This is a genomic window from Sphingomonas sp. Leaf5 (assembly GCF_001421155.1).
GTDB lineage: Bacteria > Pseudomonadota > Alphaproteobacteria > Sphingomonadales > Sphingomonadaceae > Sphingomonas.
The window spans coordinates 216,887-240,092 of sequence record NZ_LMJZ01000019.1; the positions used below are offsets into that span (position 1 = coordinate 216,887).

At 67.1% G+C, this 23,206-nt stretch carries 25 protein-coding genes; 14 read left to right on the plus strand and 11 right to left on the minus strand.

The annotated features are described in order from the left end of the window. The first annotated feature begins 67 nt into the window (after nucleotides 1–67). Both mce and ASE50_RS12325 read left to right on the plus strand, forming a co-directional pair. Nucleotides 68–484, plus strand: a complete 417-nt coding sequence (gene mce, locus ASE50_RS12320; protein ID WP_056400741.1) for a methylmalonyl-CoA epimerase — start codon at nucleotides 68–70, stop codon at nucleotides 482–484. Between the two features lie 46 nt (nucleotides 485–530). Next, nucleotides 531–1,223, plus strand: coding sequence for a prolyl hydroxylase family protein (locus ASE50_RS12325; protein ID WP_056400743.1), 693 nt, complete (start codon nucleotides 531–533; stop codon nucleotides 1,221–1,223). 399 nt (nucleotides 1,224–1,622) lie between these two features. Here the strand turns inward: ASE50_RS12325 and ASE50_RS12330 are convergent, their stop codons facing one another. The 3 genes from ASE50_RS12330 to purF all read right to left on the minus strand — a co-directional run bounded on the left by ASE50_RS12330 (nucleotide 1,623) and on the right by purF (nucleotide 4,409). Beyond that, nucleotides 1,623–2,003 (minus strand): hypothetical protein, encoded by a 381-nt coding sequence (locus ASE50_RS12330; protein ID WP_200909529.1) that lies wholly within the window; start codon nucleotides 2,001–2,003, stop codon nucleotides 1,623–1,625. Nucleotides 2,004–2,244: 241 nt separating this feature from the next. Then, the gene (locus ASE50_RS12335; RefSeq protein WP_056400748.1) at nucleotides 2,245–2,952 is read right to left on the minus strand and encodes an SDR family NAD(P)-dependent oxidoreductase; all 708 of its coding nucleotides are present in this window, start codon (nucleotides 2,950–2,952) and stop codon (nucleotides 2,245–2,247) included. After that, nucleotides 2,949–4,409 (minus strand): amidophosphoribosyltransferase, encoded by a 1,461-nt coding sequence (purF, locus tag ASE50_RS12340; protein ID WP_056400755.1) that lies wholly within the window; start codon nucleotides 4,407–4,409, stop codon nucleotides 2,949–2,951. The genes ASE50_RS12335 and purF overlap by 4 nt, the downstream gene beginning before the upstream one ends. 116 nt (nucleotides 4,410–4,525) lie before the next feature. Between purF and hisI the strand changes: the two genes are divergently transcribed. Both hisI and ASE50_RS12350 read left to right on the plus strand, forming a co-directional pair. Beyond that, a complete protein-coding gene (gene hisI / locus ASE50_RS12345; protein ID WP_056400757.1) occupies nucleotides 4,526–4,885 on the plus strand; it encodes a phosphoribosyl-AMP cyclohydrolase in 360 nt (119 codons plus the stop codon). Next, complete coding sequence (locus ASE50_RS12350; protein WP_056400760.1) at nucleotides 4,882–5,352, plus strand: hypothetical protein; 471 nt, start codon at nucleotides 4,882–4,884, stop codon at nucleotides 5,350–5,352. The genes hisI and ASE50_RS12350 overlap by 4 nt, the downstream gene beginning before the upstream one ends. Before the next feature lie 20 nt (nucleotides 5,353–5,372). Here ASE50_RS12350 and ASE50_RS12355 read toward each other — a convergent pair whose 3' ends face one another. Continuing rightward, nucleotides 5,373–6,737, minus strand: coding sequence for a cryptochrome/photolyase family protein (locus ASE50_RS12355; protein WP_056400763.1), 1,365 nt, complete (start codon nucleotides 6,735–6,737; stop codon nucleotides 5,373–5,375). Nucleotides 6,738–6,747: 10 nt separating this feature from the next. Next, nucleotides 6,748–7,656: a histone deacetylase gene (locus ASE50_RS12360; protein ID WP_056400766.1), complete on the minus strand. Its 909-nt coding sequence runs from the start codon at nucleotides 7,654–7,656 to the stop codon at nucleotides 6,748–6,750. A gap of 62 nt (nucleotides 7,657–7,718) precedes the next feature. Between ASE50_RS12360 and ASE50_RS12365 the strand changes: the two genes are divergently transcribed. From ASE50_RS12365 to ASE50_RS12400, 8 genes are all read left to right on the plus strand, one after another. After that, nucleotides 7,719–8,198 carry an RNA pyrophosphohydrolase gene (locus ASE50_RS12365; RefSeq protein ID WP_056400769.1) on the plus strand — a complete coding sequence of 160 codons (480 nt, stop codon included), beginning with the start codon at nucleotides 7,719–7,721 and terminating at the stop codon, nucleotides 8,196–8,198. Nucleotides 8,199–8,262: 64 nt separating this feature from the next. Next, nucleotides 8,263–9,159: a YdiY family protein gene (locus tag ASE50_RS12370; protein WP_056400884.1), complete on the plus strand. Its 897-nt coding sequence runs from the start codon at nucleotides 8,263–8,265 to the stop codon at nucleotides 9,157–9,159. Between the two features lie 27 nt (nucleotides 9,160–9,186). Next, nucleotides 9,187–10,392: a hydrolase gene (locus tag ASE50_RS12375; protein WP_082438994.1), complete on the plus strand. Its 1,206-nt coding sequence runs from the start codon at nucleotides 9,187–9,189 to the stop codon at nucleotides 10,390–10,392. Then, nucleotides 10,389–11,402 carry an arginine N-succinyltransferase gene (locus ASE50_RS12380; RefSeq protein WP_056400774.1) on the plus strand — a complete coding sequence of 338 codons (1,014 nt, stop codon included), beginning with the start codon at nucleotides 10,389–10,391 and terminating at the stop codon, nucleotides 11,400–11,402. The genes ASE50_RS12375 and ASE50_RS12380 overlap by 4 nt, the downstream gene beginning before the upstream one ends. 5 nt (nucleotides 11,403–11,407) lie before the next feature. Further along, a complete protein-coding gene (locus ASE50_RS12385) occupies nucleotides 11,408–12,661 on the plus strand; it encodes an N-succinylarginine dihydrolase (RefSeq protein WP_056400887.1) in 1,254 nt (417 codons plus the stop codon). Between the two features lie 66 nt (nucleotides 12,662–12,727). Further along, entirely contained in the window at nucleotides 12,728–12,949 is a 222-nt protein-coding gene (locus ASE50_RS12390; protein ID WP_056400777.1) for a hypothetical protein, read from the plus strand. 8 nt (nucleotides 12,950–12,957) lie between these two features. Continuing rightward, nucleotides 12,958–13,755, plus strand: coding sequence for a TrmH family RNA methyltransferase (locus tag ASE50_RS12395; protein WP_056400780.1), 798 nt, complete (start codon nucleotides 12,958–12,960; stop codon nucleotides 13,753–13,755). Nucleotides 13,756–13,786: 31 nt separating this feature from the next. Then, the gene (locus tag ASE50_RS12400) at nucleotides 13,787–14,710 is read left to right on the plus strand and encodes an arginase family protein (RefSeq protein WP_056400783.1); all 924 of its coding nucleotides are present in this window, start codon (nucleotides 13,787–13,789) and stop codon (nucleotides 14,708–14,710) included. 288 nt (nucleotides 14,711–14,998) lie between these two features. Here ASE50_RS12400 and rmuC read toward each other — a convergent pair whose 3' ends face one another. The 3 genes from rmuC to recR form a co-directional block, all read right to left on the minus strand. Beyond that, entirely contained in the window at nucleotides 14,999–16,405 is a 1,407-nt protein-coding gene (rmuC, locus tag ASE50_RS12405) for a DNA recombination protein RmuC (RefSeq protein ID WP_056400786.1), read from the minus strand. Nucleotides 16,406–16,485: 80 nt separating this feature from the next. Beyond that, on the minus strand, nucleotides 16,486–17,010 hold the full coding sequence (gene def / locus ASE50_RS12410; protein ID WP_056400789.1) for a peptide deformylase: 525 nt from the start codon (nucleotides 17,008–17,010) through the stop codon (nucleotides 16,486–16,488). 31 nt (nucleotides 17,011–17,041) lie between these two features. Further along, nucleotides 17,042–17,638 carry a recombination mediator RecR gene (recR, locus tag ASE50_RS12415; RefSeq protein WP_056400791.1) on the minus strand — a complete coding sequence of 199 codons (597 nt, stop codon included), beginning with the start codon at nucleotides 17,636–17,638 and terminating at the stop codon, nucleotides 17,042–17,044. A 53-nt stretch (nucleotides 17,639–17,691) separates the two neighbouring features. Here recR and fmt point away from each other — a divergent pair, with 53 nt between their 5' ends. Together fmt and truA are read left to right on the plus strand one after the other, a co-directional pair. Beyond that, nucleotides 17,692–18,597, plus strand: coding sequence for a methionyl-tRNA formyltransferase (gene fmt / locus ASE50_RS12420; RefSeq protein ID WP_056400794.1), 906 nt, complete (start codon nucleotides 17,692–17,694; stop codon nucleotides 18,595–18,597). Beyond that, nucleotides 18,594–19,337: a tRNA pseudouridine(38-40) synthase TruA gene (gene truA / locus ASE50_RS12425; protein WP_056400797.1), complete on the plus strand. Its 744-nt coding sequence runs from the start codon at nucleotides 18,594–18,596 to the stop codon at nucleotides 19,335–19,337. The genes fmt and truA overlap by 4 nt, the downstream gene beginning before the upstream one ends. Before the next feature lie 107 nt (nucleotides 19,338–19,444). On the opposite strand, the gene ASE50_RS12430 is transcribed toward truA, so the two are convergent. Genes ASE50_RS12430 through ASE50_RS12440 form a run of 3 tightly spaced genes read right to left on the minus strand, consistent with a single transcriptional unit; the run spans nucleotide 19,445 to nucleotide 22,412 of the window. Next, a complete protein-coding gene (locus tag ASE50_RS12430) occupies nucleotides 19,445–20,647 on the minus strand; it encodes a class I SAM-dependent RNA methyltransferase (protein ID WP_056400800.1) in 1,203 nt (400 codons plus the stop codon). Next, the gene (locus ASE50_RS12435) at nucleotides 20,638–22,026 is read right to left on the minus strand and encodes an NAD(P)H-hydrate epimerase (protein ID WP_200909530.1); all 1,389 of its coding nucleotides are present in this window, start codon (nucleotides 22,024–22,026) and stop codon (nucleotides 20,638–20,640) included. The genes ASE50_RS12430 and ASE50_RS12435 overlap by 10 nt, the downstream gene beginning before the upstream one ends. Next, nucleotides 22,023–22,412, minus strand: coding sequence for a hypothetical protein (locus tag ASE50_RS12440; protein ID WP_056400803.1), 390 nt, complete (start codon nucleotides 22,410–22,412; stop codon nucleotides 22,023–22,025). Before ASE50_RS12440 ends, ASE50_RS12435 begins: the two co-directional genes overlap by 4 nt. Between the last annotated feature and the right edge of the window lie 794 nt (nucleotides 22,413–23,206).

Below are 23,206 nucleotides of genomic sequence, written 5' to 3' on the forward strand. Positions count from 1 at the left end.
GCGTTGCGGCGATCCCCCCCTCCACCAGCTTCGCTGGTCCCCCTCCCCGTACCGGGGAGGATTTGGTGTGAGCCTTGGCCGTCTGAACCATGTCGGGGTCGCTACGCCGTCGATCGAAACGTCGATTGCGATGTATCGCGACCTGCTGGGCGCTGACGCCATCGGCGAGCCGTTCGATCTGCCGGCGCAGGGGGTGAAGGTGTGCTTCATCGACGCGCCGAATACGCAGATCGAGCTGATCGAGCCGTATGACGCCAGTTCGCCGATCGCGGGGTTCCTCGCCAAGAATCCGGCGGGCGGGCAGCATCATCTGTGCTTCGAGGTGCCCGACATCCATGCCGCGATCGCCGACCTGACCGCCAGGGCCGCGCGGGTGCTGGGCAGCCCACGGATCGGGGCGCATGGGACATTGATCGTGTTCGTCCATCCGCGCGACATGGGCGGGGTGTTAATCGAGTTGATGGAGACGCCGGCGGACCACTAACCGGTCCCCCTCGACACCTTTCGCCCTATCTGGTTGAACGACGGCCATGAACACGCCGATCCGCAAAGCCGCCGGTAGCCCCTCCCCCGTCCGTGCCGAATGGGGCCGCAGCGTCGAGGCGACGCTGGCCGCGATCCCCGGCATCCGCCGCGCCAAGACCGACGCGGCGGTGCTGTTCGCGCTCCCCGATTTCCTGTCGGAGGACGAATGCGACCTGCTGATGGCGACGATCGATGCCGGGCGGCGCAAGTCGACGTTGCTGACCAGCAGCAACGACCCGACCTTCCGCACGTCGGACAGTTGCGATCTCGATCGCTGGCACCCGGACCTGCAACCGATCGACGAACGCATCGCGCACCTGCTGGGCATTCCGCCCGAATATGGCGAGACGATGCAGGGGCAGCGTTATGCGCCGGGCCAGCAATTCCGGGCGCATGCCGACTATTTCAACGAGAACGAACATTATTGGGCACCGATGGCGGTGCAGGGCGGGCAGCGGACGTGGACGGCGATGGTCTATCTGAACGAGGTCGAACAGGGCGGCGCGACGTGGTTCCCGGTCGCCGGGGTCCGCTTCAATCCGCGGCCGGGCATGCTGGTCGCGTGGAACAACATGAACCCCGATGGCAGCCCGAACCTGTCGACGCTGCACGAAGGCATGGCGGTGGTCGAAGGGACCAAATACATCGTGACCAAGTGGTTTCGCGAGCGGCCGTGGACGCCGACCGTTCAGCCTTGAGCGGCCAAAGGTCACAAAGGTCACACTTGCGGCGTTATTTGCACGCAGTGGTTTTGGCGCTGGTGCGAGTGCCGGGCTGATCCGTTTACGGTAGCGTAGCAGTGCGAAATCGTCGCAAAAATCTTGTGCTCGATTTCCCTCTCGCCGTACCCCCGCGCAAGCGGGGGCCCAGAGCCAAGCCGAACAGCGGCCAGTGCGTGGGACCCTGGACCCCCGCCTGCGCGGGGGTACGAGGTGGGCCGATCGATACCAGTGTTCGCGGTATACATCACCACCGAAGCGATGGTTCGGTTGAGAAAGAGCGTCCGGGCATGACGCCCAGGGCCGAACAATAGGCTCGGCTGGACACGGTAGGAAAGGGTAAAGGGCGGCGGACCAAAACGACCCGCCGCCCCTGCATCAGGCCTTCTTGCGCGCCCGCTTCGGGGCGGCGGCTGCTTCGGTGTCTTCGGCTTCGTCAGGCGATTCCTCGCCCGCTTCGCTCAACGCTTCGCCGAGTGCGCGCAGCTTGTCCTGCGACTTGTCCGCCTTTTCGGCGATCTTGGTCGTCGCGGCACCCAGACGGTGGAGCAGGTCGTGGACCCGGTCGCTGTCGGGCGCGTCCTTTTCCAGTTGCTTGCGCAGCGAGGCAAGGTCGCGCAGGATGCCCTTGGCACCCGACACGTCGGCGTCGGCCAGCGCGGCTTCCCAATCCTCGATCATCGTCGCGCCCTTGGCGGGCTTGGTATCGTCCAGTCCGCGATTGATCGCGTTCATCGTTCCGGCGAATTTAACGGCCATGGTCAGGCTCCTCGAAGGGCAAGCTGCATGCGCAGCCGCCGGACAACGAGCGAGGCCGGATCGGGGCCCGGCAAAGAACAACTATTTGTTTTTGCTGGGGTGGGGAACACTGCGCGAACGGCACCGTACTGCGCCTTCGATCCGGAACAGGCGGGCGTGGCGTTCCCTCGCCGGCCGACCCACCCCCAACCTTTCCCTTCCAGGGAGGGGAGCTATGTGCGGCAAGCGGGTCGCGCCGTTCTCAATCGACGCGGATGCGGGTGCCGCTGTCGAAGCCATCGGTCATCAGCTTGACGATCGCATCGGCGACCCGTTCGGGCGGCTTGACGCTCTGCGGATCCTCGCCGGGATAGGCGCGCTCGCGCATCTTCGTCCGGGTCGCGCTGGGATCGACGATCGCGGTACGGACCGGCGAGATGTTCGCCATTTCCAGCCCGTAGCTGGCGATGATGTTGTCGAACGCGGCCTTCGACGCGCCGTACATGCCCCAATAGGCGCGTGGGGTAGCGCCCACCGACGAGGTGACGCCGACCACCCTGCCCGACCGCGCCAGCCGCAGCATCGGCGAAAAGGCTGCGATCAGCGCGGCATTGGCGGTGACGTTGAGGGTCATCACCTTGTCGAACTCTTTCAGGTCGAACGACGGTACCGGCCCCAGCGTGCCGAGCGCACCGGCGTTGAGCACCAGCATGTCGAGCGCGCGCCAGCGTTCGGCGATCGCCGACACCAGTTGCGGGATGGCAGTGCGATCATAGAGGTCGATCGGCGCGATCGTCGCCGATCCACCCGCCGCATAGATCGCGTCCTCGACCTCCTCCAGCCCGCCGGTGGTCCGCGCGGTCAGGATGATGTGCGCACCCTCCGCCGCCAGCGCGATCGCGGTCGCGGCACCGATTCCGCGGCTGGCCCCGGTGACGAGGGCCAACTGCCCCTTCAGACGGTCCGTCATCCGACCCGTTCGGCCAGAACCGCGAACTGATCGACCGAGCTGGTCTCATCCTGATCGGTCAGCGGCGTCGGATAGTCGCCGGTGAAGCAGGCATCGCAATATTTCGGCCGGACCGAGGTCCGGTTGGCCTCGCCGAGCGCACGGTACAGACCGTCGATCGAGATGAAGGCGAGGCTGTCGGCCTGAATATAGTCGGTCATGCCGCCCAGGTCATACTTAGCCGCCAGCAACTTCGCGCGTTCGGGAGTGTCGACTCCGTAGAAGCAGCTGTGCCGGGTCGGCGGCGACGCGATGCGCATATGCACTTCCGCCGCGCCGGCATCGCGCATCATCTGCACGATCTTGAGCGAGGTGGTGCCGCGCACGATCGAATCGTCGACCAGGATGATCCGCTTGCCCTCGATCAGCTTGCGGTTGGCGTTGTGCTTCAGCTTCACGCCGAGATGCCGGACCTTGTCGCCCGGCTGGATGAAGGTGCGGCCGACATAGTGCGAGCGGATGATGCCCAGTTCGAACGGGATACCCGACGCCTGGGCATAGCCGATCGCGGCGGGAACGCCCGAATCGGGGACCGGGATGACCAGATCGGCGTTGACCGAATTTTCCTGTGCCAGTTCGGCACCGATCGCCTTGCGCACCGAATAGATCGAGCGGTCTTCGGAAATCGAATCGGGGCGCGAGAAATAGACCCATTCGAAGATGCACGGGCGCGGCGACAGCGGCGCGAACGGACGGATCGACCGCAGCTCGCCATTCTTGACGATGACCAGCTCGCCCGGTTCGACCTCACGCACGAATTCCGCGCCGACCACGTCGAGCGCGACGGTTTCGGAGGCGAAGATATAGGCACCGTCGCCCAGACGCCCCATCACCAGCGGCCGGATGCCGAGCGGATCGCGGCAGGCGATCATCCCCTCGGGCGTCATGCAGATCAGCGAATAGGCACCTTCGACCTGCTTCAGCGCGTCGATGAACCGGTCGAGCAGCGTCCGGTAGTTGGACGTGGCAACCAGATGGATGATGACTTCGGTGTCGCTGGTCGACTGGAAGATCGATCCGGTGCGGACCAGATCCTTGCGCAGCCGCATGGCATTCGAAAGATTGCCGTTATGCGCCACCGCGAACCCGCCCGACGCCAGTTCGGCATAGAGCGGCTGAATGTTGCGGTTCGACGTTTCGCCGGTGGTCGAATAGCGGACATGGCCGCAGGCGGTGGCGCCGGGCAGCGATTCGATGATTTCGGGTCGATCGAAATTGCCCGCGACATGGCCCTGTGCCCGCTGGGTATGGAACATCGCCCCATCCCAGCTGCAGATGCCGGCCGCTTCCTGACCGCGGTGCTGGAGCGCATGGAGGCCGAGCGCCACGAGCGCCGCAGCGCCGTCCGCGCCGGATACACCGAAGATGCCGCATTCCTCACGCAGCTTGTCGTCGTCGAATGGATGGGTGGTGAACATAGGCCCTTCCGGGGATAAGCGTGTCACGCGGCTGCCATATAGGCAGGCGAAATCGGTTTGTCGCCCTTTGATCGTCGATTGCCGAGGAACCGCGATCGGCGATAGGAGTTGCGACGATGGAAAATCGCGATACCGGATTGGTGCTGAACCCGAAATTCGATGCAGATGGGCTGTTGACCGCCATCGCCGTCGACGCCGCCAGCGGCGAACCGTTGATGGTCGCGTTCATGAACGACGAAGCGTTGCGCCTCACGCTGGCGACGGGCGAAGCGACCTTCTGGTCGCGGAGTCGCAGGCGGCTTTGGAAGAAGGGTGAGACTTCGGGCAACATATTGCGGGTGGTCGAGGCACGGATCGACTGCGATCAGGACGCGCTGTGGCTGCGGTGCGAACCGGCGGGGCCGGCGTGCCATACCGGGGCCGACAGCTGTTTTTTCCGGCGGATCGAGGGCGATCGGCTGGTGCCGGCGACGTGAGACTGTGGCTGGCGGCGGCGCTGGTGCTGGCGGGGTGTTCGCCGGGGGCGGCACCCGATCGCGACGAAGCGACGCTGGAACAGGCGGCGATCGCGCGCGGCGTGGTGCGCGATCCGGCGGCGGCGACTCCGGTGGGCCTGTATGCGCGCGAGGGGGACCGGTTGTGCATCGCTGGCAGTCGCATCGGGATGTTCGTCGATTATGGCGACGACATCGGGTGCAGCGGGCATGGGCGTTACACCCGCGAGGGCGAGACGTTGCGCGCCGATCTGGGCGATGGCTGTACGTTCGAGGCGGCCTATGATGGCGGCCGTATCCGGCTGCCCGGCAAGCTGCCTGATGGCTGCAAGCGGCTGTGCACGCAGCGCGCGTCGCTGGCCGGGTTCGCGGTCGACCGGTTGAGTGACAGTGGTTCGGAGGCGGCGGCGCTGCGAGATCCGGAGGGGCGGCAGCTGTGCGGGTCGTGAGTTCGCCGGCCTGATCGACGTCAGACGCCGCTTGCCGCCGCCAACGCCCGTTCGCGGGCCTCGCGATGCTCGATGATCTTTGGGGGATAGTCTTTTGGCCGGCATCCGGCGGCGTCGGGGTCGTGGATCGCCGCGTCCGACAGATGGGCCAGTTCGGGGACCCAGCGGCGGATATAGTCGGCGGCGTCGAATTTCTCGGACTGGGTCAGCGGGGCCATGATCCGCCCGAACATGTTCGAATCGACACCGGTGCCCGCGACCCATTGCCAGTTGACGGCGTTGTTGCCGAAATCGGCATCGACCAGACAATTCCAATACCAGCGTTCGCCTTCGCGCCAGTCGATCAGCAGATGCTTGATGACGAAGGACGCGGCGATCATCCGCACGCGATTGTGCATCCAGCCGATCTGCCACAACTGCCGCATTCCGGCATCGACGATCGGATAACCGGTGCGGCCCTGCTGCCATGCCTTCAGGTCACGGGTCGCCGCCGCGCCGCTACGCCATGTCAGCTTGTCGTAGCGCGGGCGGCCATTGGCGTCGGCATAGTCGGGCATCGACAGGATGACGCCGCTGGCGAAATCGCGCCACGCCAGTTCCTTGCGATAGGTCGTCAGGCTGTCGCCCTGCCCGTCGAGCGCCGCCCAGACTTGCCGTGGCGAAATTTCGCCATGGTGGAGGTGCGGCGACAGGTTCGAGCTGCCGTCGATCGAGGGCAGGTTGCGCGCCTCGTCATAGTCGTCGAGGCGGGTGGCGAAGAGCTTGAGCGCCTTTGCCGCCCCGTCCTCGCCCGGCTGCCATGCCTTGGCGAAGGCGGTCGACCAGTCGGGCTTGGTCGGCAGCAGGTCCCAGTCGGTGAGATTGTCAGACTTCGGCAATTTGGCGGGCGCGGGGATGGTACGCGGCATCGCCACCGGCTCTTCCGGGGGCAGCATCTGGTTCAGCGCCTTCCAGAAGGACGAATAGATTTTGAACATGCCACCAGAACCGGTGCGGACGCTTTCGGGCGGGCGGAGATGATTGCCGTCGTGCAGCGTCAGATCGTCGCCCAGCGCCTCCTGCGCCTTCACCCACCATGGTTCGTAATGGCGCATGGCATGGATGTGGGTCGCGCCGGTTTCCTCCATCAGCTTGCGCAGTTCGGCGACGGCCTCGCCCCGGCGCAGGATCAGGCGCGAGCCCTTCGCTTTCAGCGATTCGTCCAGCGCGGTCAGGCTGTGATGCAGCCACCAGCGCTGCGCACCACCGATCTTCCAGTCGCCCGGCGACTTATCGTCGAGGATATAGACCGGGATTACTGCGCCGGCTTCTGCGGCGGCGACGAGCGCGGGCTGGTCGCGCAGGCGGAGGTCCTGGCGGAGCCAGAGAAGGACGGGTTCGGTCATGCGACAGGCGTTACGCGTGCGCGACGATCCCGGTTCCCTGCGCCACCGCGACGATCGACGCGACATGGCGCTGCGCGACTTCGAGCAGATCGCCGTAACCGCCACCCAGCGCGCTCGCGATCGGCAGACCGCGTTCCCGCGCCAGCTGCCCGATCCAGCGGTCGCGTTCGTTCAGGCCCGCCTGGGTCAGCGACAGCCGCCCCAGCCGGTCGTCGGCGAACGGGTCGACCCCGGCCTGATACAGCAGCAACGACGGCGCGAAGCTGTCGAGCAGCGGAACCAATGTCGCCGCCAGCGTCGCCAGATATTCGTCGTCGCCGACCCCGTCGGGCAGGCCGACATCGAGCGTCGAGCGGGCCTTGCGCGCCGGAAAATTCTTTTCGGCATGGATCGAATAGGTCGCGAGGCCGGTGCGTCCGGCGAGCAGCGAGGCGGTGCCGTCGCCCTGATGCACATCGACGTCGATCACCAGCACCTTGGCGCAGGTGCCTTCGTCGACCAGCCGGTTCGCGGCGATGGCGAGGTCGTTGAACACGCAATAGCCCGCCCCGGTATCGGCGAGCGCGTGGTGGCTGCCGCCGGCGGTATTGGCCGCATAGCCGCGCTCCATCGCCACGCGCGCGGCGTGATAGGTCCCGCCGGGCACCGCGACCGCGCGCAATGCCATCGGTGGGGTGACCGCAAAGCCGATGCGGCGTTCCTTGGCCGGCGGCACGCGCGCCTCGATCACCTCGGCGACGTAATCGTCGTCGTGCACCGCCTCGATCCACCGACGCGGCATCGGTTCGGGTTCGTGCCAGTCGATCGCCGATCCCCGGTCGCGCAGGAGATCGCGGACGAGGCCGTTCTTGCCCCAGCGATAGCGGCTGCCCGGCGGGCTTTCGGCGACATAATGCGGATGATGGACGACGGGGATCACGCGACAGAGATAAGATGCCGTTGGTCCTCGCAAAAGCGGCACGGTGCCGATAGGAAGCGGCGATGGACAAGACCACCCTCCCCTATCGCCCCTGCGCCGGCGTCATGCTGTTGAACCGCGACGGTCGGGTGTTCGTCGGCCAGCGGCTCGATTCGACGCTGGAGGCGTGGCAGATGCCGCAGGGCGGGATCGACGAGGGCGAGGAACCGGTCGACGCGGCGGTCCGCGAACTGCGCGAGGAAACCGGGGTCCTGCCCGACAAGGTCCGGCTGATCGCCGAAGCGCCGGGCGAATTCCTCTACGACCTGCCCGACGACATGATCGGCAGGATCTGGAAAGGGAAATGGCGCGGGCAGCGGCAACGCTGGTTCCTGTTCGCGTTCGAGGGCGACGATGCCGATATCGACATCGCCACGCCCGAACCCGAATTCCGCGCATGGCGCTGGGCCGAGCCGGCCGACCTGCCGACGATGATCGTGCCGTTCAAGAAGACGCTGTACGAACAGGTGCTGGCGGCGTTTGCCGATCACCTGCATCGGTGAAGCGCGCGAAAGTCGGGGTGAATGGTTCAGCCCGCCGACAGGCGATCGGCTATAGCGGGGGATGATGCCCAATCCCGCGCTCCTCCTGCCGCTCGGCCTGTATTTCGCGGAACCGCCGCCGGAACCCGATCTGCCGATCGAGATCCGGACGATGCTGGAAGAGGCGATGGCATCGGGCAACGACAATGACGTCGCAACGATCGTCCGCTATGCGCGCAAGGCCGCGCCGAAACATTCGCAGAAGATCGCCGATCTGGCATCGCATTATACGTTCGAACGCACCGAGAAGACCGAGAAGCGGCTGCGCACCGCGTCGTTCGGCGCGCTGGTCAAGGGGCGGGCGGAAGTCGGCGGCTGGATCAACAGCGGCAATTCCGACAGTCTGGGCGTCACCGCCGTGCTCGACCTGTCGCGCGAGGGCTATCGCTGGCGGCACAAGCTGAAGTTACAGGCCGATTATCAGGAAAATAACGGCATTCCGACGCGCGAACATTATCTCGGCGCGTTCGAACCCAACTACAAGGTGGACGACCGCCTGTATATCTATGGCGCAGCGCAATATGAGTCGGACAAGTTCTTCGGCTATTACGATCGCTATTCGGCGTCGACCGGCGCGGGCTATACCGTCGTCGCGCGCGGACCGGTGACGCTCGACCTCGAACTCGGCCCGGCATTCCGGCATACCTCTTTCACGACCGGCGATGTCGAGCGCAATCTGGCGGCGCGTGGCTCGGTCGATTTCGACTGGCGAATGACGCCCGCGCTCACGCTGCGGCAGGATACGTCCGCCTATGTGCAGGCGGCGAACAGCACGGTCACCAGCCTGACCGCGGTCGATGCCAAGCTGCTGGGTCCGCTGTCGGCGCGGCTGTCGTACAACGTCCAGTATGAAAGCCGCCCGCCGGTGGGACGCATCAACACCGATACCACCGGGCGTGCCTCTCTGGTCTATGCTTTCTGAACGCATCGATCCCGGTTACACCGGGGCATGGATCGGACGTATGAAGAAGCCGGATTGAGGGACATGATCGACGGCGCGGCGATGCTGCCGCAGGTCGAACGATGGGTCGCGGTCAACAGCGGCACCCGCAACCTTCGCGGACTGGCGACGATGGCCGGGCTGCTCGCCGACGATTTCAGCGCCCTGCCCGGCGCGATCGAGATGGTCGACCCCGATCCGGTCGAGACGGTCGACAGCGACGGGCAGGTACGCGCGATCGACCATGGCCGCCACCTGTTGCTGCGCGTGCGGCCGGATGCGCCGCTGCGGATGTTGTTCACCGGGCATATGGACACGGTCTATGACGTGGATCACGCGTTCCAGACCGCGCGCTATCTGCCCGATGGCGCGCTGAACGGTCCGGGGGCCGCCGATATGAAGGGCGGATTGTCGGTGATGCTCGCCGCGTTGAAGGCGGTCGAGGCGGCGGGGATCGGCGATCGCTTCGGCTACGACGTGGTCATCAATTCCGATGAGGAAACCGGCTCGTTCGCCTCTGCCCGGCTGATCGAGACGATGGCGGCGGGCAAGGTCGCGGCCTTTACCTACGAACCCGCTCTCCCCGACGGGACGCTGGCGGGCGCGCGGGGCGGGACCGGCAATTTCTCGATCGTGGTCAGCGGGCGCAGCGCCCATGCCGGACGCAACCCAGAGGAGGGCCGCAATGCCATCGTCGCCGCCGCCGATATCGCGCTGCGGCTGAATACGGTGAAAGGGCCGCGGCTGGCGGTCAATCCGGCGCGGATCGAGGGCGGCGGGCCGAACAATGTCGTGCCCGACCATGCGGTGCTGCGCGTCAATTTCCGGCCGCATGGGACAGACGAGATCGCTCGCGCCCGGTCGCAGATCGATGCGATCGCGACAGCTGTGGCGGCCAGCCACGATGTCGGGGTCGCGGTGCACGGCAGCTTCAACCGCCCGCCCAAGCCGATCGATGCCGGGGCGGCGAAACTGTTCGCGCTGGTGCAGGCGGTCGGCGGCGACCTGTCGATCCCGATCGGCTGGCGCGACACCGGCGGGGTGTGCGACGGCAACAACATCGCCGCGCAGGGCGTGCCCGTGATCGACACGATGGGCGTGCGCGGCGGCGCGATCCATTCCCCGCAAGAATATATGATCGTCGACAGCCTGGCCGAACGTGCCGCGCTGTCGGCGGTCGCCATCTCGCGTATCGTGGCACAGGGGGGATTGTGACGTTTCGTATCCGCGCAGCACGTGAAGACGACCTGAAATATCTCTATGAGATGGCCAAGCTGACCGGGGGCGGTTTCACCAACCTGCCGCCCGATCGCAGCGCGCTGCTGACCCGGCTGGAGCGCAGCGCCGTCGCCTTCACGCATGAGGAGGATACGCCGCGCGACGAGGTGTTCGTGCTGGTGCTGGAGAATATCGACACCGGCGAAGTACGCGGGACGTGTCAGGTGTTTACCAAGGTCGGCCAGCGCTGGCCCTTCTATTCCTATCGTGTCGCGACGCTGACCAAGCATAGCGAGGCGCTGGGACGGACGTTCCGGGCCGACATCCTCAATCTGGTCAACGATCTGGAGGGAGCGAGCGAGGTCGGCGGGCTGTTCCTGCATCCCGGCGAGCGGGCCGGCGGACTGGGGCTGTTGCTGGCCCGGTCGCGCTACCTGTTCATCGGGCGGCATCGCGGGCGTTTTGCCGACCGGGTGCTGGCCGAATTGCGCGGGATCATCGATGAGGCGGGTGGATCGCCATTCTGGGACGGGGTCGCCGGGCGCTTCTTCGGGATGACCTTTCAGGATGCCGACCAGTTCAACGCGATCCATGGCAACCAGTTCATCGCCGATCTGATGCCGCGCCATCCGGTCTATATCGCGATGCTGCCCGACGCGGCGCGCGCCGTCATCGGCCTGCCCCATCCGACCGGGCGGGCGGCGATGCGGATGCTGGAGAATGAAGGCTTCGCCTACGAGAATTACGTCGACATCTTCGACGGCGGGCCGACCATGACCGCACGCACCGACCAGATCATGACGATCCGCAACCGGCGCGAGGACAAGGTCGTGGCGATCGACGATCGCGGCGGCAGGCCGTCGTTGCTGTCGACGGGGCGGCTGTCGGATTTCCGCGCCTGTCTGGGCGAGGTGACGGTCCGCGACGACGGCATCGCGATCGATGCGGAGGCGGCACGCGCGCTGGGCGTCGCAGTCGGCGACACGCTATGTCATGTGGGGCGGTGACGACGATGGTGCGGGAAATCAATTTCGACGGGATCATCGGTCCCAGCCATAACTATGCGGGGCTGAGCCACGGCAATCTCGCGGCGACGCGCAATGCCGGCGAGGTGTCACGCCCGCGCATGGCGGCGTTGCAGGGGATCGCCAAGATGCGCGCGAACCTCGCGCTGGGGCTGACGCAGGGCATCCTGCTGCCGCATCCGCGACCGGACACGCGCTGGCTGGCGCGGCTGGCGACCGATTATGCGGGCGCGGCAGCGCATGTGCGGGCGCAGGCGTTGTCGGCCTCGGCGATGTGGGCGGCCAACGCCGCAACCGTCTCCCCTGCGGCCGATACTGGGGACGGCCGCTGTCACCTGACCGTCGCCAATCTGGTGACGATGCCGCATCGCAGCCATGAATGGCCGGCGACACTCAAGCAACTGGAACTGGCCTTCGCCGACACGGCCTTTGCCGTGCATGGGCCGGTGCCTGCGCCGTTCGGCGACGAAGGGGCGGCAAACCATATGCGGCTCTGTGAGACGCACGGCGCGGTGGGGGTCGAGGTGTTCGTCTATGGCGTACAGGGCGGCCCCTTCCCGGCGCGGCAGCACCTTGAAGCGTGCGCGGCGGTGGCGCGGGCGCATCGGCTCGATCCGGCCCGCACCCTCTTCGTGCGGCAGTCGGACGCGGCGATTGCGGCGGGGGCGTTTCACAACGATGTCGTCGCGGTCGCCAACGAACGCGTGCTGTTCGCGCATGAACAGGCGTTCCACGACCGTGACGGGTTCTTCGCCGATCTGCGCGCGGCGATGCCGTCGGTCGAGATCGTCGAGGTGCCCGCCGATCGCGTCAGCCTTGCCGATGCGATCACCTCCTATCTGTTCAACGCGCAGCTGGTGACGCTGGCCGATGGCAGCATGGCGCTGATCCTGCCGGCCGAGGCGCGGGCGAACGTGCCGGTATGGACGTGGTTGCAGGAAATGGTCGCGGGCAATGGGCCGATCCGGCGGCTGGAAGTCGTCGACGTCCGCGAATCAATGGCCAATGGCGGTGGCCCGGCCTGCCTGCGGCTCCGCGTGGTGGCCGATCCGGCGACGATCGACCCGCGGTTCCTGGTCGACGGGGCCAAGCTCGACCGGATCGCGGCGGTAGTCGAGGCGCAGTGGCCCGAGCGGATCGCGCCTGCCGACATCGGCGATCCGGCGCTGATCGACCGGATCGTCGCGGCGCGGGAGGTGTTGCTCGAAACGCTCGACCTTGTCGGGTTAATTGACAATTAACTACGTGTTACCGGTCGGAATCCGCGGAAAACGGTCGGTGGTACGTAACTTGCCTATGGTGTCGTCATGCTGACCCGCCTGAAGAACCTGTTCACGATCAAGTCGAAGTTCGAGGCGTTCCTCGTCATCTACGGCCTTGCCGTCGGCGCGGTCGAGCGCGGGTTTCATTATATGCAGCTGTATCCGGGGATCGCAGGCAAGCTGATGTTCGCGGTGTGCCCGATGGCGGTGTTCATGGCGGGCACGCGCATCATCGATTCGATCGACGCGGAGCGCGAGGTTCGCTAGTCGGGCATATGCCCCGCGAGATTACCGCATATTCGAACCCGATGGTGAAGGCCGCGCGCAATCTGCGCGAGAAACGCCATCGCCGCGACCAGCGCCGTTTCCTCGCCGAGGGGCTGCGCATCCTGACCGAAGCGCGCGAGGCCGGGTGGCTGCCCGCTGAACTCTATTTCGCGAGCGACGCGCCGCATCCGCTGCTGGAAACGCTGATCGACGAGACCGAGGCGTCGGGCGGCATCGCCATCGCCACCACGGTCGATATCCTGTCGAAACTGTCGGGCAAGGATAATCCGGGGTCGGTAGTCGGCGTCTATGATGAATTCTCGACCGAGCTTTCGGGCATCGACCGGCGCAACGCGTCGCTGTGGCTGGTTGCCGAACGGCTGCGCGATCCCGGCAATCTGGGCACGATCCTGCGCACCGCCGATGCGACCGGTGCCGGCGGGCTGATCCTGATCGACGAATGCGTCGACCCGTTTTCGGTCGAGGCGGTGCGGGCGAGCATGGGGGCGATCTTCACGGTCGCGGTGGCGCGGGCCGACTGGGCGACGTTCCAAGGCTGGCTGCGCCGTGGTCCGGGGACGCTGGTCGGCCTCAGCCTCGATACCGAACAGGATTATCGCGCCGCGACCTATCCCGACCCTACATTCCTGCTGACCGGCAACGAAGCGCAGGGGATGCCCGACCATATGGCCGCCGAATGCGACCTGCTGGTCAAGCTCCCGATGCTGGGCAAGGCCGACAGCCTGAACGCAGCGGTGGCGACGGCGGTGATGGCATACACGGTGCTGGGACAGCATCGCCCCTGAACTTTTCGGGCGGGGTAGGCATTCAGCGGGGATGACCCGTCCGACCTTCGCCGCCCTGCCCGCCGCCGACCTCGACACGCTCGACCGACCCAGCATCGTGCTGTTTGGCGCGAGCGAGGCGACGCCCTATGACGATGGCGAGCCGAGCCATTCGGCTGACGCGCCCACCGCGATCCGGGCGGCATCGCAGGGGTTTGCGCGGCAATTGTCGCAGATCGATTTCGATCTGGGCTTCACGCCGTTTCCCGACCCGGCCGATGCGCGCGGCGTCGTCGATCTGGGTGATGTCGATACCCGGCCAGAGGATGCGGCGGGCAATCGCGAGCGGATCGAGGCGACGACGCGCGCGGTGCTGGCCGCGGGCGGGGTGCCGATCGTGCTGGGTGGCGACGATTCAGTGCCGATCCCGTTCGCGGCAGGCTTTGCCGATCATGGGCCGCTGACCGTCGTGCAGATCGATGCACATGTCGATTGGGGCGACGATATCCGGGGGCAGACGCTCGGCTATGGGTCGCCGATGCGGCGGCTGGCGGAGATGCCGCATGTCACGGGCATGGTGCAGGTCGGCGTGCGCGGTCTGGGCAGCGGCGGCGCTTGGCAGATCGAGGATGCGCGGGGCTGGGGCAGCCGGATCGTCACCGCCTATGACCTGATCCGTGGCGGCATCGACGCGGCGATCGACGCGGTGCCGGCGGGCGGGCGGTATCTGGTCGCGATCGATTGCGACGGGATCGACCCGGCGGTGTTTCCGGCCGTGGCGATGCCAACGCCGGGCGGGCTGCGCTATGAGGCGGTCGTGCTGCTGCTGCGGGCGCTGGCTGAAAAGGGCAAGATCGCCGGGCTGGTGCTGGCCGAATATGTGCCGGCGCGCGACGATCCACACCGGCTCTGCGCGATGATGGCTGCGCGAATCGTCGCGGTGACGATGGGGCTGGTGCTGGGCGAGGTTAATTGAGGTTTGGCGCGGTTGTCTGAACCGTCACCCCGGACTTGATCGTAGCCGCTGCGAACGTCCCAAGCTTGCCCACGGCCGAGCCGTACCCCGGCGACGGCCGGGGTCCAGTTGGAAAGGTTTTTCCGTAGATCACCAACGTCCCCCAACTGGGCCCCGGCCTGCGCCGGGGTACGGTCCAGAAACTTTCGCAAAGGTCTCGCCTCTATCCGGGGTCGCGCTTTTGTGTCGCGGTTGGAGAGACGAAGCGGGACCCCGGGTCGAGCCCGGGGTGACGTGGAAGAGGACAGGTCAGCCTTCGACCGCGAAGTCCTGACTTTCCTCGGCTGCTGCGATCGCCACCGCGAGTTTCGTCAGCGGACGCGGCGATTGTTCGACGACCGGTAGCGGATCGATCGACTTGCCGCCGGTATCGATGTTCAGCGTTTCGAACCGCTTGGCCGAGGTCATCACCTGCGATTCGAGGCTGCCGACGAACGCGTTATAGGCGGTGTTCGCCCCTTCGAGGTTCTTGCCGAGCTTCGCGACGTGATCGCCCATCTTCGCCAGCCGGGCGTGGAGTTCGCGGCCAAGCTGGCCGATCTGCCGCGCCTCGCCCGCCAGCTTCTCCTGTCGCCAGACCGCCGCGACGGTGCGGGCGATGGCGATCAGATTGGTCGGCGTCGCGATCAGCACGCGGCGGTCGAAGGCATAGTCCCACAGGTCGGGCGCATGTTCGAGCGCGGCGGCAAGGAAATGCTCGCCCGGCACGAACATCACGACATAGTCGGGCGTATCCTCGAACTGCGACTGATAGCTCTTGGCCCCCAGCGCGTTGACGTGGTTCTTCATCGACGCGACGTGCGCGGTCATGAAGGCGGCGCGCTCGACCTCATCGACCGCACCATGCGCGTCCTGATAGGCGTTGAGCGAGACCTTGGCGTCGATGACCAGGCTCTTGCCGCCGGGTACCTTGACGATCGCGTCGGGGCGCAGCCGCCCGTCGCCGTGATCGACCGAAACCTCCATCTGGAAATCGGTATGTTCGGCAAGCCCGCAGGTTTCCAGCACGTTGCGCAGCTGCTGTTCGCCCCAGCGGCCGCGGGCCTTCGGCGCGGAACGGAGCGCGTTGACCAGCTTGGCCGCTTCGCTCTTCACCGATTCCTGACCGATACGCATCGCGTCCATCAGGCCCTTCAACGTGCCATAGGCTTCCTGCCGCTCGCTCTCGACCTTGCCGATGCTGGCTTCGTAGCGTTTCAGCGTCGCCTCGACCGGGGCGAGCAGCGCCTTCAGCTTCATCTCGTTGGTGTCGCCGGCCTGCGCGAAGCGTTCCTGCGCGCGGTGCAGGAAGGATTTCTGGGCACCGTCGAGCATGACCTGCGCGGTTTCGCGGAATTGCGATGCCATCGCCTCGCGCGCGTCCTTGAACTCGGCCAGCCGTTCCTCGAACGCCGCGGCATTGGCTTTGAGCGCAGCATGTTCGAGCCGCAACGCGTCGCGATCGGCGCGGAGTTCGACCAGTTCCTCGCAGAGTGAAGGGACTTCCTTCGCGCGCTCGCTGGCCAGTGCCAGATCGGCGATCGCCTGTTTGAAATCGCCCTCGCGCTTGTCGCGCTCCTCTCGCAGCGACTGTACCTGTCGGCTGCCCATCAGCCAGCCGATCGCCAACCCCGCAAGCAGGACGGCGGCGACGATGACGATGACGAGCGGGTCCATGCGATACTCCGGGAGGAACGGACCCGGAACTTACCCGTGCCCCGCCCGCCGGACAAGGCGAACGGGGATCGGTTCGTCGCTTACGCCGCCTTGCGCGCCTTGTTCAGCTTCTTGATGACCATGTCGCGCTTCAGTCGCGACAGATGGTCGATGAACAGCACGCCGTTCAGGTGATCCATTTCGTGCTGAAGACAGGTCGCCATCAGCCCGTCGAGCCATTCGTCATGCTGCTCGCCCTTCTCATCCAGCCATGTCACGCGGCAGCGCGCCGGGCGGACGACATCGGCATATTGTTCGGGGATCGAAAGGCAGCCTTCCTGATAGGTCGACAGCTCTTCCGACTCTTCCTCGACTATCGGGTTCACGAACGCCCTGGGTGCCTTGATCGGCTTGCCCTCTTCGTCTTCCTCGTCCTGCAGGTCGATGACCAGCACGCGCTTGGGCACCGCGACCTGGATCGCGGCGAGGCCAATGCCGGGGGCGTCGTACATCGTCTCGAACATGTCGGCGATGAGCGTCTTCACCTCGTCGGTCACGCCCTCAACCGGTTCGGAGATGAGGCGGAGGCGGGGATCGGGGATTTCGATGATCGGAAGAATGGCCATAGCGGCTAGCTAGGTAGCATATTTCCGGCGGTCAAGCGACCGGGCGTCGTGCCCGGAGCGCCTGCGCCAGCGTACCTTCGTCGAGATAGTCGAGCTCGCCGCCGACCGGCAGGCCGTGCGCAAGCTGGGTCAGGCGGACCGGATATTTCTCGATCCGCTCGGCGATGTAATGGGCGGTGGTCTGCCCCTCCAGCGTGGCGTTCATCGCCAGCACGACCTCGTCGATGCCGCCCGCCGCGACGCGGGCGACCAGCGAATCGATCGCGAGGTCGTCGGGGCGCATGCCCTCCAGCGCCGACAGCCGTCCACCGAGCACATGGAAGCGGCCGGGGAACAGCCGCGCCCGGTCGAGCGCCCACAGGTCGGCGACCTCCTCGACCACGCACAGCGAGCGATCGTCGCGGCGCGGATCGGTACAGATGCCGCAGGGATCGGTGGTGTCGACATTGCCGCAGGTCGAGCAGGTCGCGAGATTGCGCGCCACCCGGTCGAGCGCGACCAGCAGCGGGTCGAGCGCGGTCTCGCGCTTCTTGACCAGATGCAGCACCGCGCGGCGTGCCGAACGCGGGCCAAGGCCGGGAAGGCGGGAGAGCGCCTGCGTCAGCGCGTCGATTTCGGGAGAGGCCATCGCACCCAAGATAGGGGGTTGCGCGCGCGGACGCCACGGTGTCGAGAGGGGCCATGCGGATCATCTTCATGGGCACGCCCGATTTTGCGGTGCCGATCTTTCAGGCGCTGGTCGATGCCGGGCATGAGATCGTCGCGGCCTATAGCCAGCCGCCGCGTCGCGCCGGGCGCGGCAAGGCGCTGACCCCCTCCCCCGTCCATCGGCTGGCCGAAACGCTGGGGATCGCGGTGCGGACGCCGGAGACGTTGCGCGATCCGGCGGTGCAGGCGGCGTTTGCCGCGCTGAATGCCGACGTGGCGGTGGTGGCGGCTTATGGGTTGCTGTTGCCGCGGGTGGTGCTGGATGCGCCACGGCTGGGATGCCTGAACGTGCATGGCTCGCTGTTGCCGCGCTGGCGGGGGGCGGCACCGATCCAGCGGGCCATTCTCGCCGGGGACGAGGAGACGGGCGTCGGCATCATGCAGATGGCGGCGGGGATGGATACCGGGCCGGTGCGGCTGGAGGGGCGGACGCCGGTCGATGGCAAGACGGCCGGCGAACTGGCCGAGGAATTGAGCGCGATGGGCGCGCGGCTGATGCTGGCGGTATTGGCCGATCCCGACGCCTATCCGCCGGTCGAACAGGCCGGCGACGGCGTGACCCATGCCGCCAAGATCGACAAGAGCGAGGCGCGGTTGCGCTTCGACGGGAGTGCGGTGGAGGCCGAGCGGCAGGTGCGGGCCTTCAATCCGGCACCGGGCGCGTTCTTCGAACTGAACGGCGAGCGGGTGCGGGTGCTGGCGGCGGAGGTCGTTGATGCGGCGGGCGCGCCGGGGACGGTGGTCGACGCGGCACTGACCATCGCCTGTGCCGAGGGCGCGTTGCGGCCGATACTGGTCCAGCGGGCCGGGCGGGGCGCGATGACCCCCGCCGAGTTGCTGCGCGGCTTTGCGATTCCCGAGGGTACGCGGCTGGCATGACCCGCTTTGCCCTGACGGTCGAATATGACGGGCGGCCGTTCGTCGGGTGGCAGCGTCAGTCCGAGGGCGCGAGCGTACAGGGTTCGATCGAACGCGCGCTGTTCGAGGTGACCGGCGAGACCGCCGCCGTCCATGCCGCCGGGCGGACCGATGCCGGAGTCCATGCCACCGCGATGCGGGCGCATGTCGATGTCGCCAAGCCGCTGGCCCCGTTCCGGTTAATGGAGGCGCTGAACGCGCGGTTGCGTCCCGATCCGGTGGCGATCCTCGATTGTCGGGCGGTCGCCGACGACTGGCATGCGCGGTTCTCGTGCATCCAGCGCGCCTATGTCTATCGCATCGTCTGCCGGCGGGCACCGCTGACGCATGAACTGGGGCTGGCGTGGCGCGTGCCGCAGGAACTGGATGCGGCGGCGATGGCGGCGGCGGCGGCGCGGCTGGTCGGGCGGCATGACTTCACGACGTTTCGATCGGCGCATTGTCAGGCGGACAGCCCGCTTCGGACACTCGATCGGCTGGAAGTGACCCGCGACGGCGAGCGGATCGCGATCCATGCCGCCGCGCGGTCGTTCCTGCATCATCAGGTACGATCGATGGTCGGCTGTCTGGCGATGGTCGGACAGGGGAAGAAGGCGCCCGACGATCTGGCCGACATCCTCGCGGCGCGCGACCGGTCGGCGCTGTGGCTGAATGCGCCGCCCGACGGGCTGTATTTCGTGGGTGCCGATTACCCCGGCTGAAGGTCAAAGGTCACAAAGGTCACACTCGTGCGCCATTCGTGCGATGGCCGGTTTGGCCCATCGCCTGCCACCGATTTCGGATGGCAGGTTCGGGGCGTGTAGGAAAGTCAGCGCACCAGCCGCGCGACCAGTTCGACATGGGTCGACCAGCGGAATTGCCCGACCGGCTGTACCCAATCGATGCGGTATCCGGCCTGAACCAGCGTCTTAGCATCACGCGCGAAGCTGCTGGGATTGCAGGAAACATAGGCGATGATCTGCACCTTCGCCTCGGCCAGCGCCAGCGCCTGTTCGCGTGCGCCAGCGCGCGGCGGGTCGAGGATGACCGCGTCGAAGCGATCGAGTTCGGCGGCCGTCAACGGGCGACGAAACAGGTCGCGATGGTCGGCGACGACCGACCGGCCGGCGCGGGCGGCGGCGAGCTTCAGCGCCATGATCGCTTCCCGCCCCGCCTCCGCCGCATAGGTGCGGACCTTGGCACCGCGCGACAGGGTGAAGGTGCCGAGACCGGCGAAGAGATCGGCGACGATCCCCGCATCGGCGACCGCATCGTCGACCGCTGCGATCAGCGCCGCCTCGCCATCGCCGGTCGCTTGCAGGAAACTGCCCGGCGGGAACGATACGGCCACGCCGCCCAGCGTCACCGTGACCGGCTCCGGCTCCCAGCGCGCCTCCGCCCCCATGCCGTCGTCGATCGACAGCCGGGCCAGCCCCTGTTCCTGCGCAAAGATCGTCAGCGCTTCGGCGGCGGCCAGCCCCTCGGCGACCTTGCCGATGATGAGCACGTCGACGCCCTGATCGACGCGCGCCAGATGCACGTCGGCGCGCGAGCGGTCTTTGAGCGCGATGGCGAGCAGCCGGCGCAGCGGGCCGATCGCGTCGAACAGTTCGGGCAGCAGCACATGGCATTCGCGGATATCGACGATGCGATGGCTGCCCGCTTCGGTGAAGCCGAGCGTCACCTGCTTGCCGCGCCGATCGGCGTGGAGCGTCGCGCGCCGGCGGGTCTTCGGCGCCGACAGGATCGCGGGACGAACGGTGGCGGCCAGCGACTGTGCGGCAAGCGCCCCGGCCACCCGGTCGGCGACGAAATGGACTTCGGAGTCGAGGTCGAGATGCTGGAGCTGACACCCGCCACAGGTCGGGAAATGGCGGCAGGGCGGTTCGGCGTGATGCGGCCCCGGCGCGATCGATCCATCGCCGAGCAGCCGGTCGCCGGGCGCGGCGAAGGGCACGTGACAGCCATCGCCGGTCACCCCCTCGCCCCGCGCCGCGACGCGGACAATCATGTCGTCATCGGTCAGCGGCATTCGGCGATCGCCTGTCCCAGATGATCGATCAGTGCGTCGGCGACGAACGCCGGGTCGGCGAGCCGGGCGGCACGGCCATGCAGCCACACCGCCTGTTCGGCAGCGGTAGTCCCGCCGGGTCGCAGGCGCGCGGCGAGCGTGCCGGCCAGCACATCGCCGGTGCCGGCGGTCGACAGCCACGACGGGGCATGGGTGGCCAGAATGGCGGTGCCTTGCGGGCAAGCGATCACGGTATCGGGGCCTTTATGAACGATGGTCGCGCGCGCCTGTAGCGCAGCGTGGCGGGTGCGGTCGATCTTGTTCCCGCCCTTTGCCGGAAACATGCGGGCGAATTCGCCTTCGTGCGGGGTCAGCCATGTCGGAGCGGTGCGGGCGGCGATCCGCGCAACGCCAGCCGCGCCGAGCAACGAGATCGCGTCACCGTCAATCACCAGCGGGGCGTGGGTGGCGAGCGCCGCATCGAGCAGGGCGCGGGCACGATCGTCGCGACCGAGGCCCGGCCCCACCAGCACCGCCGCCAGTCGCTCGTCGGTCAGCAGCGCCGGCGGGTCATCGCGGCGGACCAGCGCGTCGGGACCGCCCTGCCCCGCAGCGTCGCCGGTCAATACGACATAGCCGGCACCAGCCGACAGCGCGGCGCGGGCGGCGAGGCGGGCGGCCCCCGGCATGGCACCGCCGAGGACGGCGATCAGGCCGCGGCTGTATTTGTGGGTGGCGCGCGCGGGCGGATCGATCTTCGGGCGGCGGATCGTCCGGACGGTGGCGGGGATCGGGATGCCGAGGTCGGCCAGCACGACATGCCCCACGCGGCCGGCATCGGGGCCGGTCCCGTGCGCGGGTTTCAGCGCCCCCAGCGCCACGGTCAGGTCGGCACGACCGGCACCTGCAAAGGCGTGTTCGGCATCGCTGTCGACTCCGCTCGGCAGGTCGATCGCGACGACGAAGGCATGGTCGGACAGCGTGGCGAGGCGGTCGGCCAGCTGCGGGTCGAGCGGGCGGGTGACTCCGGTGCCGAACAGGCCATCGACAAGGATCGGTCGGGGTTCGGCGTCCTCGATCGATCGGATCGGACCGGTCCATGCAGCCGCCATCCGGGCGGCTGCGCCACTTGGCTTGGCAGGGAGTGCCGCGACCGTGACGTCATACCCCCATTGCTGTAGAAGCCGTGCAACAACAAATGCATCGCCGCCATTGTTACCGGGGCCTGCCAGCACAAGAATCGGCCGACCGAAGGTGATCCGGCGGACCTGTTGCGCGACGGCAGTGCCGGCGCGCTCCATCAGCGTGTCCTGCGAAACGCCGGTAGCGAAAGCGGCTTTCTCCGCTGCGCGCATCTCGGCGGCGCGAAGGATCGGGGCGTCGGCGGGCGACAGCGTCATCGCGTGACCGGGCCGACCGTGGCGGGCAGGCGATACCGCGCGTCGCCGATCGCGACTTCGATCCGGTCGTTACCGATGACGGTCACCCGCGCCGCCTCCGCGCCGTCCGCCGCGACGACGCCGCGGCCGTCGCGGGTGATGCGCAGCCGGTGGAAGCCGCCATCGGACTGGCGCAGCGTCAGGATGGTGTCGGTGCCGTCGGCGGTCCGTTCGATCGTGCAGGCGGCTGCGATCGGCGCATCGCCGGTGGCGCAGTCGATACGGCCGGCATCCGCCGCAGCGGCGCGCTGCCCGGCTTCGACATTGGCAAGGACGTCGGGGTCGGGTCGCCGATCGCATGCCGTCAGCAGGAGGGCGGGGATCAGGAAGGCGCGTTTGTCGATCATTGGTGGTTCGATACCATATGCCGGTCGGCGGGTATCGTCGCGTGTGGTGCCGTTCTTGCCGTTCGCAGCTCTTTCCCGGCGATGGCGAGAGCTCTGTGAAAGTTTCAGATCCAACTACAAAATCAATGTACCCCCGCGTAGGCGGGACTGTTTACACGAGGCGCGTTTTGGATTCTTCTGTGTTCCTTTGATTTGGGACGGGGAGGATAGGATGCGTTGTCCAGCGTGCGAGGGGACGGGACTGTTTACACGAGGCGCGTTTTGGATTCTTCTGTGTTCCTTTGATTTGGGACGGGGAGGATAGGATGCGTTGTCCAGCGTGCGAGGGGACCGACCTGATCAAGCGGGGCCGCAGGTCGGGCCATCAGCGCTATGTGTGCCGGGCCTGCGGTCGATACTGCACCGACAGCCAGCCCAGGTTCAGTGCCGAGACGAAAGCCCTGGCGATCGAGATGTACATGNAATCAGCGCTATGTGTGCCGGGCCTGCGGTCGATACTGCACCGACAGCCAGCCCAGGTTCAGTGCCGAGACGAAAGCCCTGGCGATCGAGATGTACATGAATGGCATGGGCATCCGGGCGATCGGCCGGGTGCTGGGAGCATCGCCGGCGGGGGTCCTCAAATGGATCCGCAAGGAGCATGCGACGCTGCAAGAGAAGCTGGCACATGCCGCTCCGGTCGACACCGGGGTAGCCGACGTCATCGAGATGGACGAGATCTACACCTACGTCCAAAAAAACGGCAGCGAGCGGTGATCTGGACGGCGTACAGCCGCCGGCATCGACGCGTCGTC